Below are 13209 nucleotides of genomic sequence, written 5' to 3' on the forward strand. Positions count from 1 at the left end.
TGTAAATACTCACCATCAACCACTATGAAGTCATTGGCCACAGCCCCATGCATCCTGGAACAATCTGTACACATCGCGCACTCCTGTGCTGTCAGGGCTGTAAAATTCTGTCATCTCTATCTACTGCATCAGGGCAGCAGGTGCTCACCGCGCCAGAGATCGGCCAACTGCTCACGCTCGCGGATCAGGTGTGCTTCGGCACCATCCACCAGCACTTCGGCTGCGCGCGGACGGGTGTTGTAGTTGGATGACATGGTAAAGCCGTAGGCTCCGGCCGAACGCACTGCCAGTAGGGAACCCTCGGCAATCGCCAGGGTGCGCTCCTTGCCGAGGAAGTCGCCGGTCTCGCACACCGGGCCCACCACGTCATAGATCGCGGGAGCATGGCCGGCACGGCTATCCACCTCGATGATGTTCATCCAGGCGCCGTATAGCGAGGGGCGCAGCATGTCGTTCATGCCGGCATCGATCAGCGCGAAGTTGCGGGTCTCGCCCGGTTTCAGATACTCAACCCGGGTCAGCAGCACGCCGGCATTGGCGACGATGGCGCGGCCCGGCTCGAACAGCAGGGTCAGATCCCGGCCCGCCAGCTTCTGCTTGAGCGCTTCGGCATACTCGGTCGGATGGGGTGGCTGCTCGGAACCATAGTTGACCCCAAGGCCACCCCCCACGTCCAGATGATGGATATGAATGCCTTCCGCCGCCAGACCATCGATCAGCCGCAGCAACTTGTCAGCCGCTTCCATAAAGGGATTCAATTCAGTGAGTTGCGAGCCGATATGGCAATCCACCCCGACGATCTCGATGTTCGCCATCGCGGCCGCCTTGCGATAGATGGCTGGCGCCAGCTCGATGGGGATGCCGAACTTGTTCTGTTTGAGGCCAGTGGAAATATAGGGGTGAGTACCGGCATCGATATCCGGATTGACCCGCACCGAGACGCGAGCCTTCTTGCCCATGCTGCCCGCCACCCGATTGAGGCGCTCCAGCTCTGCTTCCGACTCCAGATTGAAGCAGAGGATCTCTTTATCCAGCGCGAGGCGCATCTCCGCTTCACTCTTGGCGACCCCGGAGAAGACCACCTTGGCCGGATCACCGCCCGCCGCCAGTACCCGCGACAGTTCGCCACCGGAGACGATGTCAAACCCCGAGCCCAGTCGGGCCAGCAGGTTGAGCAGCGCCAGGTTGGAGTTGGCCTTCACCGCATAGCAGATCAGATGGGGAATATCGCCAGCGGCCTTGTCGAAGGCGTGCCAGTGGCGCTCTAGGGTCGCACGGGAGTAGACGTAAAGCGGGGTACCGTACTGCTCGGCAAGCTGTTGCAGCGAGGTTTGCTCGGCCTGAAGCTGGCCGTCGGCGTCGTAGTTAAAGTGATCCAAGGGGGCGGTTCCTTCCTAGAATGGGTGCGGCATTAGTGCGGCGCGGCCTCGGTGGCAGCCTCAGTGGTCGCAGGCGGTGCTGCTTGCGGTGTACTCTGGCTCTGTGGCTGCTCGGGGGGCGGCATATAGAGCGGCCCCTTCAGACCGCACGCGGCCAACCCGAGGGACAGAAGAGTGGCAAGCAGACACTTGGTGAACTGAGTGATCATAATGGTTCGCTGCGAAAAAATTTTTGGCCCTCTATAATCGCACTCACATTGTTAAAAGCAACAGGATAAACCGATGAAGGATCACGAGTATCACGCCCTGACCGACGCCTTTTTCCAATATGTGGAAGACACGCTCGACGAGGGGTATCCGGATATCGACTGCGAACGCAACGGCGGCGTATTGACCCTCTCTTTCGAGAACAAGACCAAGGTCATCATCAACAAGCAGGAGCCACTGCACCAGATTTGGGTCGCCACCCGCGAGAACGGCTTCCACTTCGAACTGCAGGGTGACACCTGGATCGACAACCGCTTCGGCCACGAGCTCAAGGCGCTGCTGAGCCAATCCTGCACCGCCCAGGCGGGCGAAGAGGTGGTGTTCCCATGATTGACCTGCACCCGCAGGGCGCCCGTCACGCGGTGATCTGGCTGCACGGGCTGGGTGATTCCGGCGCCGGTCTCGCCCCGCTGCTGGATGCGCTGGATCTGCCCGCCGACTTGCCAGTGCGTCACCTGCTGCCGGATGCCCCCGAGCGCCCCATCACCATCAACATGGGCTACAAGATGCGCGGCTGGTACGACATCAAGAGCTTCGAGGATCCCGCCGAGCGGGCCGTGGAGTCCCATGTCCGTGACTCGGCCGACCAGATTGCCGCATTGCTCGATCAGCTGGTGGCCGACGGGTTTGCCCCCGAGCATATCGTGCTGGCAGGTTTCTCTCAGGGCGGGGTGATTGCCTCCTTCACCGCGCTGCGCTATCAGGCAACGCTGGCTGGCCTGCTCTGCATGTCCACCTATCTGGCCGCCCCCGACAAATTGCTCGGCGAGATGAGCGAGGCTGCTCGCGCCCTGCCCATCTGCTACATGCACGGCATCTACGACGATGTGGTGAGCCTGTCGCTCGGTTGGGATGCCAAGAACCGGCTGGAAAGCGCCGGACTCGCCCCCGAGTGGCACGAGTACCCGATGCGCCACGAGATCTGCCGTCCGCAGCTCGGCGACATTCGCAGCTGGCTGCTGGCTCGTCTCGGCGCCTGAACAACCGCAAAAGCAAACGGCCTGCATCTGCAGGCCGTTTTTTATGGCGATTCCAACTGACGGGTCAGCCCACTTCCCGAGTGGGCGGCACCTGTTCACGCAGAGTGCCCTGACTGCGATAGGGGATCACATCCAGCTCGCCATTCACCTGTACTATCTCGTAGTACTGAGGCAGGTTGAAGTTGATGAACTGACCATCATCGCTGAACCGCTCGTGATTGGAGGTGTAGAAGCGGTTGACCCCCGACACCAGCTCATCCTTGTTGCCGGCAAAGTGCTGGTAGATCTCCACCCGGTTCGCCTCATCGAGGATGTAGATATTGGTGCCCGCATCACGGGTATCGAAGAAAAACTGCACCAACCCTTCGCTGGCGTAGGCATCGACGATGCTCGGCAGATGCTGGCTGTGGGTCTTGTCGAGCCGCAGCGGCAGGTGATCCAGCTTGTTGTGGGAGATGTGGCGGTAAAAATCGATGGCGTTTTCCAGCTTCTTCACCGACACCCCGCGCCGCTCGAAGAAGATGCCGTACTTCTCGCGGCCAAGGGCCATGGTCTTGACCAGCTGCTGCTTGTCGCGGGCAAGGCGCAGGTCGATACACTCCGCCACCAGGGTCTGGAAGCGGGAGCGCACCAGAGAGCGGAAGTGCTGGCTGTAGCAGAACACCTCGATCATCTCGGGGGCGGCGGCATCCTGATGCATCTTGCCGAGGATGGTGGTGAGGGCATCGACCACGGCTTCATCCCCCTGGAAGTGCAGGGTACGGATCTCGCTCCAGGAGTTGCGGTAGACCAGATCCACAGATCCCACCAGACACTCCTGATTGCGGCCGAACGAGAAGACATCCACGGTGTTGGCGTCAAATTCGATCACCTGACCGACCCAATGGCTGGTCGGGTCCATCTCCAGATTGAGGAAGATGGAGAGCTGGCGGATCTCGCACGGCCGGCTGAGGGCCAGGTTGGTGGCCAGCGGGTACTTCTCGGGGAAGCAACCGGATAGATCGCGGCAGAACTGGTGCAGATTGTCGATGTGCAGATCCGAGCCCTGATTGAACAGGTGCACCCGCGACTGGGGGGTCAGCAGATCGTTGAAGTAGGCCCAGGAGACCAGCTTGCTGATGTAGCCGTTGAACTCCAGCGGCGCGCGGCCAATGATGTCCACCGGCTCCAGCGAATGTTTGTAGAGATACCAGCCGGCGCGATTGAGGCGACCGTGGGGCACCTGCACGAAGCTGAGATCCGGCTCGCTCAGATCCGGCGCGATCTTGAGGTTGATGCGCTGCACCTTGCCCGGCAGGCTCTCGAACGCGGCGTAGAGTTTGCGCGACAGAATGCCGATATCTTCCGGGTTGATCGACTCGCTGATGTTGTTGCGGCGAGCGAACTGGATCAGGTTGCGGTAGCTCTGCATCAGGGCTTCCAGCAGCTCGGCATGAGCGATCTTCACCTCTTCGATCTTCCACTCGTGGCGATGATCGAGCTGATAGAGCTTGTCCTGACTCCAGCCCCAGTAGGAGACCAGCTGGCTCATCTGCTCGCGACGCCATTCGGGGGAGTGATCATCCTTGGGATGGCTGAGACCGTCGCACACCTTGAGGTAGAAGCAGCGGCGCACCAGATCGAGCCGCGCCATGTCGCCGATGGACTTGAGGTAGTTGGTCACCTTGTCCAGCATCAGACAGTAGTTGTCGAGCCGGTAGTGCATCCCCTCGTTGTGCTGGAACCAGTCGCGACCAATCATCGACAGCAGGCGGGTATTGGGATACTCGTGGGAGTAGGCCTCCATCAGCACCGACTTGAGCACCGCCTTGTAGGGGGAGTCGATCCCCTTGTAGAGCTGCCACAGGGCGGAGCCGAAATACTCTTCGGCCGGAATACGGTCAAAACTGCCGAGATCGAGCCAGTCGTCCTGCTTGAGCTTGCCGCTCTCGAACAGCTCGTTCACATACGCATCGTAGTGATCATCACATTCGGTGGGCACCAGATACCAGATCAAGCGTTTGCCCGCGATACGCATGGCACTGCGGTAGAACTCGTCGAGCAGCAGCAGGTGCTGGGCACTGCCGCAGCTCTCCCCCTGCATCTGGGCATCGTTGGTCTGGCGGAACTTGTCTTCCGGGATCAGGAAGAAGTTGAGATCGACTCCGCGCTGTTCGGCCCACTTGGAGAGTTGCTGGCACTTCAGCTCCAGCAGATCGAGCCGCTCCTGCGACAAACCGGCCACGTGGCAGACCCAGATATCGAGATCGGAGTGACAGCATTGGCCGATGGAGGAGGTGCTGCCCATGGAGTAGAGCCCCTGAATGGCCCGATCATGGGTGGCAAGACCGCTCTGGCAGTTGGCGTTGCGACAGAGGTCATCGATAAAGGCTTGCTGCTCGGCAGTGGCGCTGAAGCTCCAGATACCATGAGGGACATCACCGGAGACATAACCGGGCAGCAGGGGATGATTGAAGTGCAGCATGACAGGCAGCAGTTGGAATACCTGCTGCCCATAGCGACTCATGAGGCCTAACGCCCGTTGCGTCTTGAGACGGGTAATGTCGTCATAACGCGCAACCAGCGTATCGATGTGTTCCTGCAATGCCCTGCCTATCACCTAAGTGAAAATGACGCACCAAAAGGGGGATACGTCAAAAAAGTGTGATCATGTTAACAATGCAAACAGCGGTGGTAAACAAGCCTTCAGCTAAACACCAGATTATTTCTGGTATGACCACATCAAGTATCAGGGGAAATCATTAAATTCCAATATATTCAATGAATTAATCAACTGCGCTTGCTTAATGAAAATCATTTTCAGCATGCATTTTTGAGCTCGACCCCGCTTTTGCCGGCTCCGCCATGAAAGCCCGGGCAAAGGGTGGTAATATCGATTTCCTTCTAAAAATGAAACAACTGATTGATATGGCAGCCCGAACCCTGAAAATTGCCACTCGCAAGAGCCCGCTGGCCCTGTGGCAGGCCAACTTTGTCAAAGACCGGCTCGAAGCCCTGCACCCGCAGTTGCAGGTCGAACTGGTGCCCATGAGCACTCAGGGTGACAAGATCCTCGATACCCCGCTGGCCAAGGTCGGTGGCAAGGGGTTGTTCGTCAAGGAGCTGGAGACCGCCATGCTGGAAGGACGGGCCGATATCGCCGTTCACTCCATGAAAGACGTGCCGGTGGAGTTCCCCGAGGGGCTCGGTCTGCACACCATCTGCGAGCGGGAAGATCCCCGCGACGCCTTCGTCTCCAATCGTTTCAAGGCCATTGCCGAACTGCCGCAAGGGGCCGTGGTCGGCACCTCCAGCCTGCGTCGCCAGTGCCAGCTGCGCGCCGCCCGCCCGGATCTGGTGATCCGCGACCTGCGTGGCAACGTCAACACTCGCCTCGCCAAGCTGGATGCGGGTGAGTACGACGCCATCCTCCTCGCTGCCGCCGGTCTGAAACGACTGGAGATGGCGCACCGCATCACCGCCTTTATCGAGCCGGAGCAGAGTCTGCCTGCCAACGGCCAGGGTGCGGTCGGCATCGAATGCCGCCTCGACGATCACGAGCTGCACGCCCTGCTGGCGCCGCTGGAGCACGCCGAGACCCGCGCCCGGGTGCTGACCGAGCGCGCCATGAACCGCGCCCTGCAAGGGGGATGTCAGGTCCCCATCGGTGCTTACGCACTGGTCGAAGGCGAGCAGATCTGGCTGCGCGGTCTGGTGGGTAGCCCGGACGGCACCCAAGTAATCCGCGACGAGATCCGCGGTCCGCTGGCCGATGGTGAGGCCCTCGGCGAGCAGTTGGCCCAGCGCCTGCTGGCCGCCGGTGCCGACGAGATCCTGGCCGAGGTCTACCGCACATGACCCCGCTGGTGGTGCGTCCGGCCGCCCAGGCCGCCGAGCTGGTGCAGTTGCTGCGCCAGCACGGCCATGCACCACTCTGCTGCCCGCTGCTGGAAACCGTGGCGGGCAGCGAACTCCCTCTCCTGCCCGACCTGTTGCGCAGTGCCGACGTGGTGATCGCCGTCAGCATCCATGCCGTTCATTTTGCACACGCTTTTCTGTTGCAAACTGGTCAGACCTGGCCACATATTGAGTACTTTGCGGTGGGTCAGGCCAGCGCAGATGCGTTTGCAGCCATAGGCATCACGGCAAGTTGCCCGGATGACCCGCGCAGCGAAGGGCTGCTGGCCCTGCCCGCCCTGCAGCAGGTAGCTGGCAAACGGGTACTGATCCTGCGCGGCAATGGCGGGCGGGATCTCATCGCCAGCACGCTGGCCTCACGCGGTGCTCTGGTGCACTATTGTGCGGCCTATGAGCGCCACTACCCCGAGCTAGACGGGGACAGATTGACCCACCACTGGCAGGCAGCGGGGCTGGACAGCCTGCTCATTACCAGTGGTGAACTGTTGCAACGCCTGCTGGAGCTGGTTCCCACCAGCCAGCAGCCCTGGCTTTTTGACCGCCTGCTGGTGGTCCCCAGCCCGCGCGTGGCCGAGATGGCCAGTACAGCGGGCTTTATCCATATCACGATTGCCCAAGGTGCATCCAACCAGGCCCTGACGGCCGCACTGGAACTGAGGAAGATGGAATGACAGAACAACAAGAATCCCAGGTCAAACCCCAGCCGACCGCTGCGGTCAATGGCAGCAAGAGCCGCTCCGGTGCCGTACTGGGAGGGGTCGCCATCCTGCTGGCCCTTGGCCTGACCGGCGGTCTCTATCTGCACGGTCACAAGAACGCTGTGGCCCAGCAGGCCGAACTGGCCCAGCTCAAGCAGCAGCTGGCGAGCGCCCTGAGCAAGATCGACCAGACCAGCAGCAAGGATGCCGAGCAGCTGGCCGCACTGGAGCAAACCCAGCAGCGGCTGCAAGGGGAGATGCAGGGTCTGCAGAACCGGGTACTAGACCTGAATGACAAGCGCCCCAACGACTGGATGCTGGCCGAATCCGAATATCTGGTACGGATGGCGGGCCGCAAACTGTGGCTGGAACATGACCTCGTCTCCGCCATCACCCTGCTCGGCAATGCCGACGAGCGCATCGCCGCCCTCAACGACCCCAGCCTGATGCCGATCCGCAAGGCGCTGGCCGAGGATATCGCCAAGCTCAAGGGGATGCCGCGCATCGACCGCGAGGGGCTGACCCTCAAGCTGGCTGCGCTGTCCGACCAGATCGAGCTGCTGCCCCTCTCCACCGTCAGCATGCCGGAAGCCAAGGCCGAGCCGGATCAGGCGGTCAGCGCCAATCCCGACGAGTGGGAGAGCAACCTGAAGAAAAATTGGGTCAAGTTCACCGAGAACTTCGTCACCATCCGTCGCCGCGATGGCGCGGTCGAGGCGCTGCTCTCGCCGCAGCAGGAGATCTTCCTGCGTGAAAACCTCAAAACCAAGCTGTTGCAGGCCCAGCTCTCCGTCTATCGCGAGCAGCAGGCGCTCTACGAAGACAGCCTGGACAAGGCCCAGCGCTGGCTGACCCAATATTTCGACACCGACAACAGCGCCACCCGCTACATGCAGGGCGAGATCGACAAGCTCAAGGGTGAGCAGATCCAGATCGACTATCCGGCCCAGTTCAAGACCCAGGCCATGCTGGAGCAGGTGCTGACCGAACGCCTGCAACGCATTCTGGCCAGCAGCTGAGGAGGGCACCATGATCCGTATAATCATTCTGGTTGCCGTGATGGTCGCAGGGCTGATCTTTGGCCCGCAAGCCTCCGGTAACAAGGGCTATGTGCTGATTGCCCTTGGCAATTACACCATCGAATCCTCCGTCACCAGCGCGGTGATCCTGGCCGTGCTGTTCTACGGCGCCCTGCTGATCGTCGAGTGGCTGCTGGGTCGGGTATTCGGCCTGCGCCGCAAGACCCTCGGCTGGTACGGCTCGCGCCGCCGCCGCAAGGCCAATCAACAGACCGTCGCCGCCACCCTGGCAATGGCCGAAGGGCACTACAGTCAGGCTGAAAAGCTGATGATCAAGGGGGCCAGCAATAGCGACACCCCGCTGCTCAACTACCTGAGCGCCGCCAAGGCGGCACAGGCCCGTGGTGACGACGCCCGCCGGGATCAATACCTGCAAAAAGCGCAGGAGGAGAATCCCAAAGCCGAGCTGGCGCTCACCCTGACCCAGACCCAGTTGCAGATCGAGCAGGGCCAGTACGATACCGCGCTGGCGATGCTGGAGTCGGTCTACGCCCTCAACCCGCGCCACCCCATGGTGCTGGATCAGCTGCGCCAGGTGCATCTGGCCCGTCAGGACTGGAGTGCCCTGTGCGACCTGATCCCGGCGCTGCACAAGGTGGGCAAGCTGACCCCGAAACAGGAAGAAGATCTGCTGCAACAGGCTTGGTGTGGCCGCCTGCAACAGGCTGCCGGCAGCGTCGAGACCCTCAAGGCGGTGTGGCAGGATCTGCCGCGCAAGCTGCGCCTCGAGCCAGAACTGCTGGCCTGCTACGGCGATCTGCTGCGCCAGCTGGGTGCTGACAGCGAGGCTGCCACCCTGTGGCAGGAGGCGCTGCGCAAACAGCCGATGCCCCAGTTGCTGGCTCGCCTGCCCAAGCTGAAACTCGACAGCTACCAGCCGCTGCTGGCGCTGCTGCAAAAACAGCAGGGGCAACCGGAGGTAGACACCGCACTGGCCCAGCTCTATCTGCTGGCAGGTCAACTGGACGATGCCCAGAAGCTGCTGGAACAGGAGGTGGAGCGGGCGCCGAGCGCCGCCGCCTACCACGCCCTCGGCCAGCTGATGGACAAACGCCGCCTTACCAACAAGGCCAACGAGTACTATCGTCAGGCACTGGAACTGGCGGGGATCTGATCCCCGGCAAACAGAAACGCGAGAGGCCGCATGCTGCGGCCTCTTTTTTTATCTCTTCGCCCTGCCCTCGTCAGGTGGTGAGCCGCTCCAGCTCGCCGATCAGCCAGATGGCCTCGGCACGGTGGCTGCCGCACACATCCATCATGGGGCGGAAACCGCCGCACACCGCTGGCCGCTCTGGTTGACCGAAGATCTTGCAGCCAAGGGCGCTATCGAGCTGGATACAGGGGACGCCAGCCGGTTTGCCATCTGGCATACCGGGAATGGCACTGCTGATACTGGGGGCGATGCAACAGGCTGCGCAGCCGCTACGACACTCCATAGACTCCACTCCTTTGGGACGGTCTGAGCCACCATAGCCGAAGCGGCGGCACAAACGTAGCTGGCACACAACAAAAAGCCCGACCGCACGGGCGATCGGGCTTCAGACAACACAGCCGGTTCAGCGAGCCATCATCACAGGATGATATCGCGTACCACGCTGTCTTTGCGCTCAAGATAATGGATCGACTTGATACGACGAATGGTGCGCGACTTGCCACGGATCAACAGAGTCTCGGTGGTCGCCATCACGCCATCGCTGGTGATGCCATCCAGCAGATCACCCTTGGTGATGCCGGTAGCGGAGAAGATGACGTTGTCATTCTTCGCCATGTCTTCCAGCTTGAGCACCTTGTTGACATCGATGCCCAGCGCTTCGCAGCGGGCAATTTCCTGCTCGCCCAGCGCACGCACTTCCGGGCTGTCGCCCTTGACCCGGTGACGCGGCACCAGACGGGCCTGCATGTCGCCATCCAGCGCGCGGATCACCGCCGCGGAGATCACCCCTTCCGGTGCGCCGCCGATGCCATACAGCATGTCGACTTCGCTGTCCGGCAGACAGGTGAGGATGGAGGCGGCAACGTCACCATCAGGAATGGCGAACACCCGCACGCCCAGACCCTGCATCTCCTTGATTGCCTTGTCATGACGCGGCTTGGCCAGGGTAATGACGGTCAGACGGGAGAGCGGCTTGCCCAGCGCCTTGGCCACGGACTTCAGGTTCAGCTCGAGAGCCTGATCCAGGTCGATGGCGCCTTTGGCCTTGGGCCCGACGATCAGCTTTTCCATGTACATGTCAGGCGCTTTCAGGAAAGAACCCTTGTCGCCCACCGCCAGCACGGCCAGCGCGTTGGCCTGACCCATGGCAGTCATGCGGGTACCCTCGATGGGATCGACCGCGATATCCACCGCGTCGCCGTGTCCGGTACCAACCTTCTCGCCGATATAGAGCATCGGCGCTTCATCAATTTCACCTTCGCCGATCACAATCTCACCATCGATCTCGATCTGGTTGAGAATGTGGCGCATGGCCGCTACGGCCGCCCCATCAGCGATATTCTTGTCACCACGTCCGAGCCACTTGTAGCCAGCCAGTGCAGCCGCTTCCGTCACTCGGGAAAACTCGATTGCCAGTTCACGTCTCATCGCATATCCAACCTATGGAGCTCGAAAACGGGCGGCATTCTACCACAAGGGCAAACCTTTGCGCACAAAAGTAGCCGCTGCGAGCAAGAATGTAGCCAATTCATCCAATTGCAACCCAATTGCCATCGACTCTTCATCCAACTGTCACCCCGCTGTCATCCCTGCTGCCTAGCATGACCCCGTTTTCAAAACAAAAGCTTGCAACACCACAAGGGATTAAGATGAAAAAGCTGACTGTAGTGGCACTGGCTCTCACCGCAGCCTTCCAGGCTCAAGCCGTTGAAGTGTACAAAAATGACACCTCCATGCTGGATCTCTATGGCCGTATCTACGCTGGCCACTTCTTTGGTGACAAGAAGGAACTGGATGCCAGCGGCAAACCGAAAAGCGAATACAGCGACAAACAGGGTGCCAACCAGTTTGTCCGTTTCGGCGCCAAGGCCGAGACCCAGATCCAGAGCGGCCTGAAGGCTCTGGCTCAGTACGAAGTACAGATGTATATCAATGACAGCGAGAAGACCATCAGCGAGAACTCCGACAACCTGCGCACCCGTCTGGCGTTCGCCGGTGTCGGCGCTGACTGGGGCACCGTGACCTTCGGTCGCCAGAAAGGGGCCCCGGGTTTCCTGGCCGACTGGACTGATGTTTCCCTCTCCGACGGCTACGGCAACGAAGCGCTGGGCGCCAAGACTGACACCTTCGCCACCAACCGCGCCGGTTCCGTGCTGAAATACTCCGGCCTGTTCAATGGCTTCCAGCTCGACACCAGCTACAAGTTCGACGGTGGTGACACCGAAGAGACCACCAGCAAGGATAGCGACGCCGCCTACGGTGCTGCCGTGGCCTATACCTTCCCGTTCAACCTGTCACTGGGTACCGCCTACAACGTCGGTATCCGCGACAAGAGCGGTGAAGAAGATGCCAAGCTGTGGCTGATCTCCGCCAAGTTCGACAACAAGGCCGCCTACGCCGCCCTGAGCTATGCCGATGGCAGCGACTTCCTGGCGACCGGCACTGATCACACCGGTTGGGAAGCCGCGCTGGGCTACAACTTCGAGAACGGCTTCGGTCTGATGGCCCTGTGGAACAAACAGGAGCAGGACAAGGCTGGCATCAAGAAAGACAACGTGGATTACTACACCCTGGGTGCCCAGTACAAATTCAACAAGAACCTGCGGGTGATTGGCGAGTACCGTATCAACAATCTGGACAGCAAGGAGAGCGGCAAGCTCAACGTCAAGGATGACTTCCAGCTGGCTGCCCGCTACGACTTCTAATCGAGGTTTTGCGGATTCCCAAAGCGCGATGGCTTGCCATCGCGCTTTTTGCTGGGCGTCGCTCACGACCGGAGAAAGTGGCCTAGGCTCAACAGTAGATGTATCGCCGGAGAGATGATCATGGTCAGGCTGCCTTTCGTCCTGCTGTTGCTGCTGGCTCTTCCCGCTCACGCCCTCTCTATCGCCATGGTGCTGTGGCGCGGTGAAACCGCAGCCGAAGCGGGCTTTCGGGCAGAGCTGACCCGCCTTGGCTATCAGGCCACCATCACCACCTATAACGCCGATCAGGATCGTACGGCGCTGGCAACCATGCTGCGCCAGCAGATGCTGCCGAAACTGGCCGAATACGACTACATCTACACTTTTGGCACCACCGCCACCACCATGACCAAGAGTCTGGTGGCCAACCGCAAGCCTCTGATTTTCAATGTGGTTTCCGATCCGGTCGGGGCTGACATCCTCTCGGAAGACAAAGCCCAGAACAGCATGGTGGCCGGGGTAAGCAACATGGTGCCGATGGCACTGCAACTGGCCAACGCCAGCGAGCATCTGGCCACCGGAAAACGGCTGCTGCTACCCTTCAACCCCCGTGAGCAGAACACCCTGCTGGTGGCCGATATGCTGCTCAATGAAGCGAAACGCTACCAGTGGCAAATGGTCACTTGGCGAATGGCCCCTGACCCACGGCGGCTGGACAACGAACTGAAGCGGCTGCAACAGGATGCCAAAAACGACATCGTCTTTCTGGCCGCAGACAGCTATCTGCTCTCCATCGCCCCCCGCCTGCTGAATGCGCTCAACGAAGCGGCCATCCCTACCATCTGCAGTGCCGAGCTGTTCGTTGAACACGGCTGCAGCGTTGGCACCATCAGCAGCTACGAGGCGCTGGGCAAGATGGCCGCAGGGATCATCCATCGCCATCAGCAGGGAGCCGAGCTGCAAGATATTCCGCTGCAGACCGACCCCCATCCCAAACTGGTGTTGGGGCAACTGGGTAACGCCACCACGCAGGAGGCGAGCCCCGAAAAGCCGAAGCCTTGATAAAGATCTC

The 13209-nt window shown here is 60.7% G+C and carries 13 protein-coding genes; 8 read left to right on the forward strand and 5 right to left on the reverse strand.

Features of this window, described 5'->3' with window-relative positions:
• Positions 1 to 128: 128 nt before the first annotated feature.
• Together lysA and NOM06_RS06940 are read right to left on the reverse strand one after the other, a co-directional pair.
• Positions 129 to 1379 (reverse strand): diaminopimelate decarboxylase, encoded by a 1251-nt coding sequence (gene lysA, locus NOM06_RS06935; protein ID WP_088868282.1) that lies wholly within the window; start codon positions 1377 to 1379, stop codon positions 129 to 131.
• A 32-nt stretch (positions 1380 to 1411) separates the two neighbouring features.
• Positions 1412 to 1588, reverse strand: a complete 177-nt coding sequence (locus tag NOM06_RS06940) for a lipoprotein (RefSeq protein WP_019444858.1) — start codon at positions 1586 to 1588, stop codon at positions 1412 to 1414.
• Between the two features lie 73 nt (positions 1589 to 1661).
• On the opposite strand from NOM06_RS06940, the gene cyaY reads away from it, so the two are divergent.
• Together cyaY and NOM06_RS06950 are read left to right on the forward strand one after the other, a co-directional pair.
• The gene (gene cyaY, locus NOM06_RS06945) at positions 1662 to 1976 is read left to right on the forward strand and encodes an iron donor protein CyaY (RefSeq protein ID WP_069554181.1); all 315 of its coding nucleotides are present in this window, start codon (positions 1662 to 1664) and stop codon (positions 1974 to 1976) included.
• Complete coding sequence (locus NOM06_RS06950) at positions 1973 to 2626, forward strand: alpha/beta hydrolase (RefSeq protein ID WP_255910615.1); 654 nt, start codon at positions 1973 to 1975, stop codon at positions 2624 to 2626. Before cyaY ends, NOM06_RS06950 begins: the two co-directional genes overlap by 4 nt.
• Before the next feature lie 64 nt (positions 2627 to 2690).
• Here NOM06_RS06950 and NOM06_RS06955 read toward each other — a convergent pair whose 3' ends face one another.
• Positions 2691 to 5210 (reverse strand): class I adenylate cyclase, encoded by a 2520-nt coding sequence (locus NOM06_RS06955; protein WP_255910624.1) that lies wholly within the window; start codon positions 5208 to 5210, stop codon positions 2691 to 2693.
• 323 nt (positions 5211 to 5533) lie between these two features.
• Between NOM06_RS06955 and hemC the strand changes: the two genes are divergently transcribed.
• The 4 genes from hemC to NOM06_RS06975 are packed head-to-tail and all read left to right on the forward strand — an operon-like array spanning position 5534 to position 9414.
• Positions 5534 to 6463 (forward strand): hydroxymethylbilane synthase, encoded by a 930-nt coding sequence (gene hemC, locus NOM06_RS06960; RefSeq protein ID WP_255910798.1) that lies wholly within the window; start codon positions 5534 to 5536, stop codon positions 6461 to 6463.
• Positions 6460 to 7194 carry a uroporphyrinogen-III synthase gene (locus tag NOM06_RS06965; protein WP_255910626.1) on the forward strand — a complete coding sequence of 245 codons (735 nt, stop codon included), beginning with the start codon at positions 6460 to 6462 and terminating at the stop codon, positions 7192 to 7194. The genes hemC and NOM06_RS06965 overlap by 4 nt, the downstream gene beginning before the upstream one ends.
• Positions 7191 to 8240: a uroporphyrinogen-III C-methyltransferase gene (locus NOM06_RS06970; RefSeq protein ID WP_255910638.1), complete on the forward strand. Its 1050-nt coding sequence runs from the start codon at positions 7191 to 7193 to the stop codon at positions 8238 to 8240. Before NOM06_RS06965 ends, NOM06_RS06970 begins: the two co-directional genes overlap by 4 nt.
• Positions 8241 to 8250: 10 nt before the next feature.
• Positions 8251 to 9414, forward strand: coding sequence for a heme biosynthesis HemY N-terminal domain-containing protein (locus tag NOM06_RS06975; protein ID WP_255910640.1), 1164 nt, complete (start codon positions 8251 to 8253; stop codon positions 9412 to 9414).
• A gap of 70 nt (positions 9415 to 9484) precedes the next feature.
• On the opposite strand, the gene NOM06_RS06980 is transcribed toward NOM06_RS06975, so the two are convergent.
• Positions 9485 to 9736 (reverse strand): YkgJ family cysteine cluster protein, encoded by a 252-nt coding sequence (locus NOM06_RS06980; protein WP_005336384.1) that lies wholly within the window; start codon positions 9734 to 9736, stop codon positions 9485 to 9487.
• A 134-nt stretch (positions 9737 to 9870) separates the two neighbouring features.
• A complete protein-coding gene (gene glpX, locus NOM06_RS06985) occupies positions 9871 to 10881 on the reverse strand; it encodes a class II fructose-bisphosphatase (protein WP_005336386.1) in 1011 nt (336 codons plus the stop codon).
• Positions 10882 to 11102: 221 nt separating this feature from the next.
• On the opposite strand from glpX, the gene NOM06_RS06990 reads away from it, so the two are divergent.
• Positions 11103 to 12158, forward strand: coding sequence for a porin (locus NOM06_RS06990; protein ID WP_019444867.1), 1056 nt, complete (start codon positions 11103 to 11105; stop codon positions 12156 to 12158).
• Between the two features lie 120 nt (positions 12159 to 12278).
• Positions 12279 to 13199, forward strand: coding sequence for an ABC transporter substrate-binding protein (locus NOM06_RS06995; RefSeq protein ID WP_255910642.1), 921 nt, complete (start codon positions 12279 to 12281; stop codon positions 13197 to 13199).
• The last annotated feature ends 10 nt before the right edge of the window (positions 13200 to 13209 follow it).

The sequence above is a fragment of the Aeromonas sp. JL9 genome (assembly GCF_024436075.1).
In the GTDB taxonomy this organism is placed as follows: Bacteria; Pseudomonadota; Gammaproteobacteria; order Enterobacterales; family Aeromonadaceae; genus Aeromonas; species Aeromonas veronii.

Bases quoted from the DNA above. Each gene is read 5' to 3' on its own strand.
- cyaY (WP_069554181.1), top strand. From the start codon at position 1,662: ATGAAGGATCACGAGTATCACGCCCTGACCGACGCCTTTTTCCAATAT.
- hemC (WP_255910798.1), top strand. From the start codon at position 5,534: ATGGCAGCCCGAACCCTGAAAATTGCCACTCGCAAGAGCCCGCTGGCC.
- NOM06_RS06980 (WP_005336384.1), bottom strand. From the start codon at position 9,736: ATGGAGTGTCGTAGCGGCTGCGCAGCCTGTTGCATCGCCCCCAGTATC.
- NOM06_RS06975 (WP_255910640.1), top strand. From the start codon at position 8,251: ATGATCCGTATAATCATTCTGGTTGCCGTGATGGTCGCAGGGCTGATC.
- NOM06_RS06965 (WP_255910626.1), top strand. From the start codon at position 6,460: ATGACCCCGCTGGTGGTGCGTCCGGCCGCCCAGGCCGCCGAGCTGGTG.
- glpX (WP_005336386.1), bottom strand. From the start codon at position 10,881: ATGAGACGTGAACTGGCAATCGAGTTTTCCCGAGTGACGGAAGCGGCT.
- NOM06_RS06990 (WP_019444867.1), top strand. From the start codon at position 11,103: ATGAAAAAGCTGACTGTAGTGGCACTGGCTCTCACCGCAGCCTTCCAG.
- NOM06_RS06950 (WP_255910615.1), top strand. From the start codon at position 1,973: ATGATTGACCTGCACCCGCAGGGCGCCCGTCACGCGGTGATCTGGCTG.
- NOM06_RS06995 (WP_255910642.1), top strand. From the start codon at position 12,279: ATGGTCAGGCTGCCTTTCGTCCTGCTGTTGCTGCTGGCTCTTCCCGCT.
- NOM06_RS06970 (WP_255910638.1), top strand. From the start codon at position 7,191: ATGACAGAACAACAAGAATCCCAGGTCAAACCCCAGCCGACCGCTGCG.
- NOM06_RS06940 (WP_019444858.1), bottom strand. From the start codon at position 1,588: ATGATCACTCAGTTCACCAAGTGTCTGCTTGCCACTCTTCTGTCCCTC.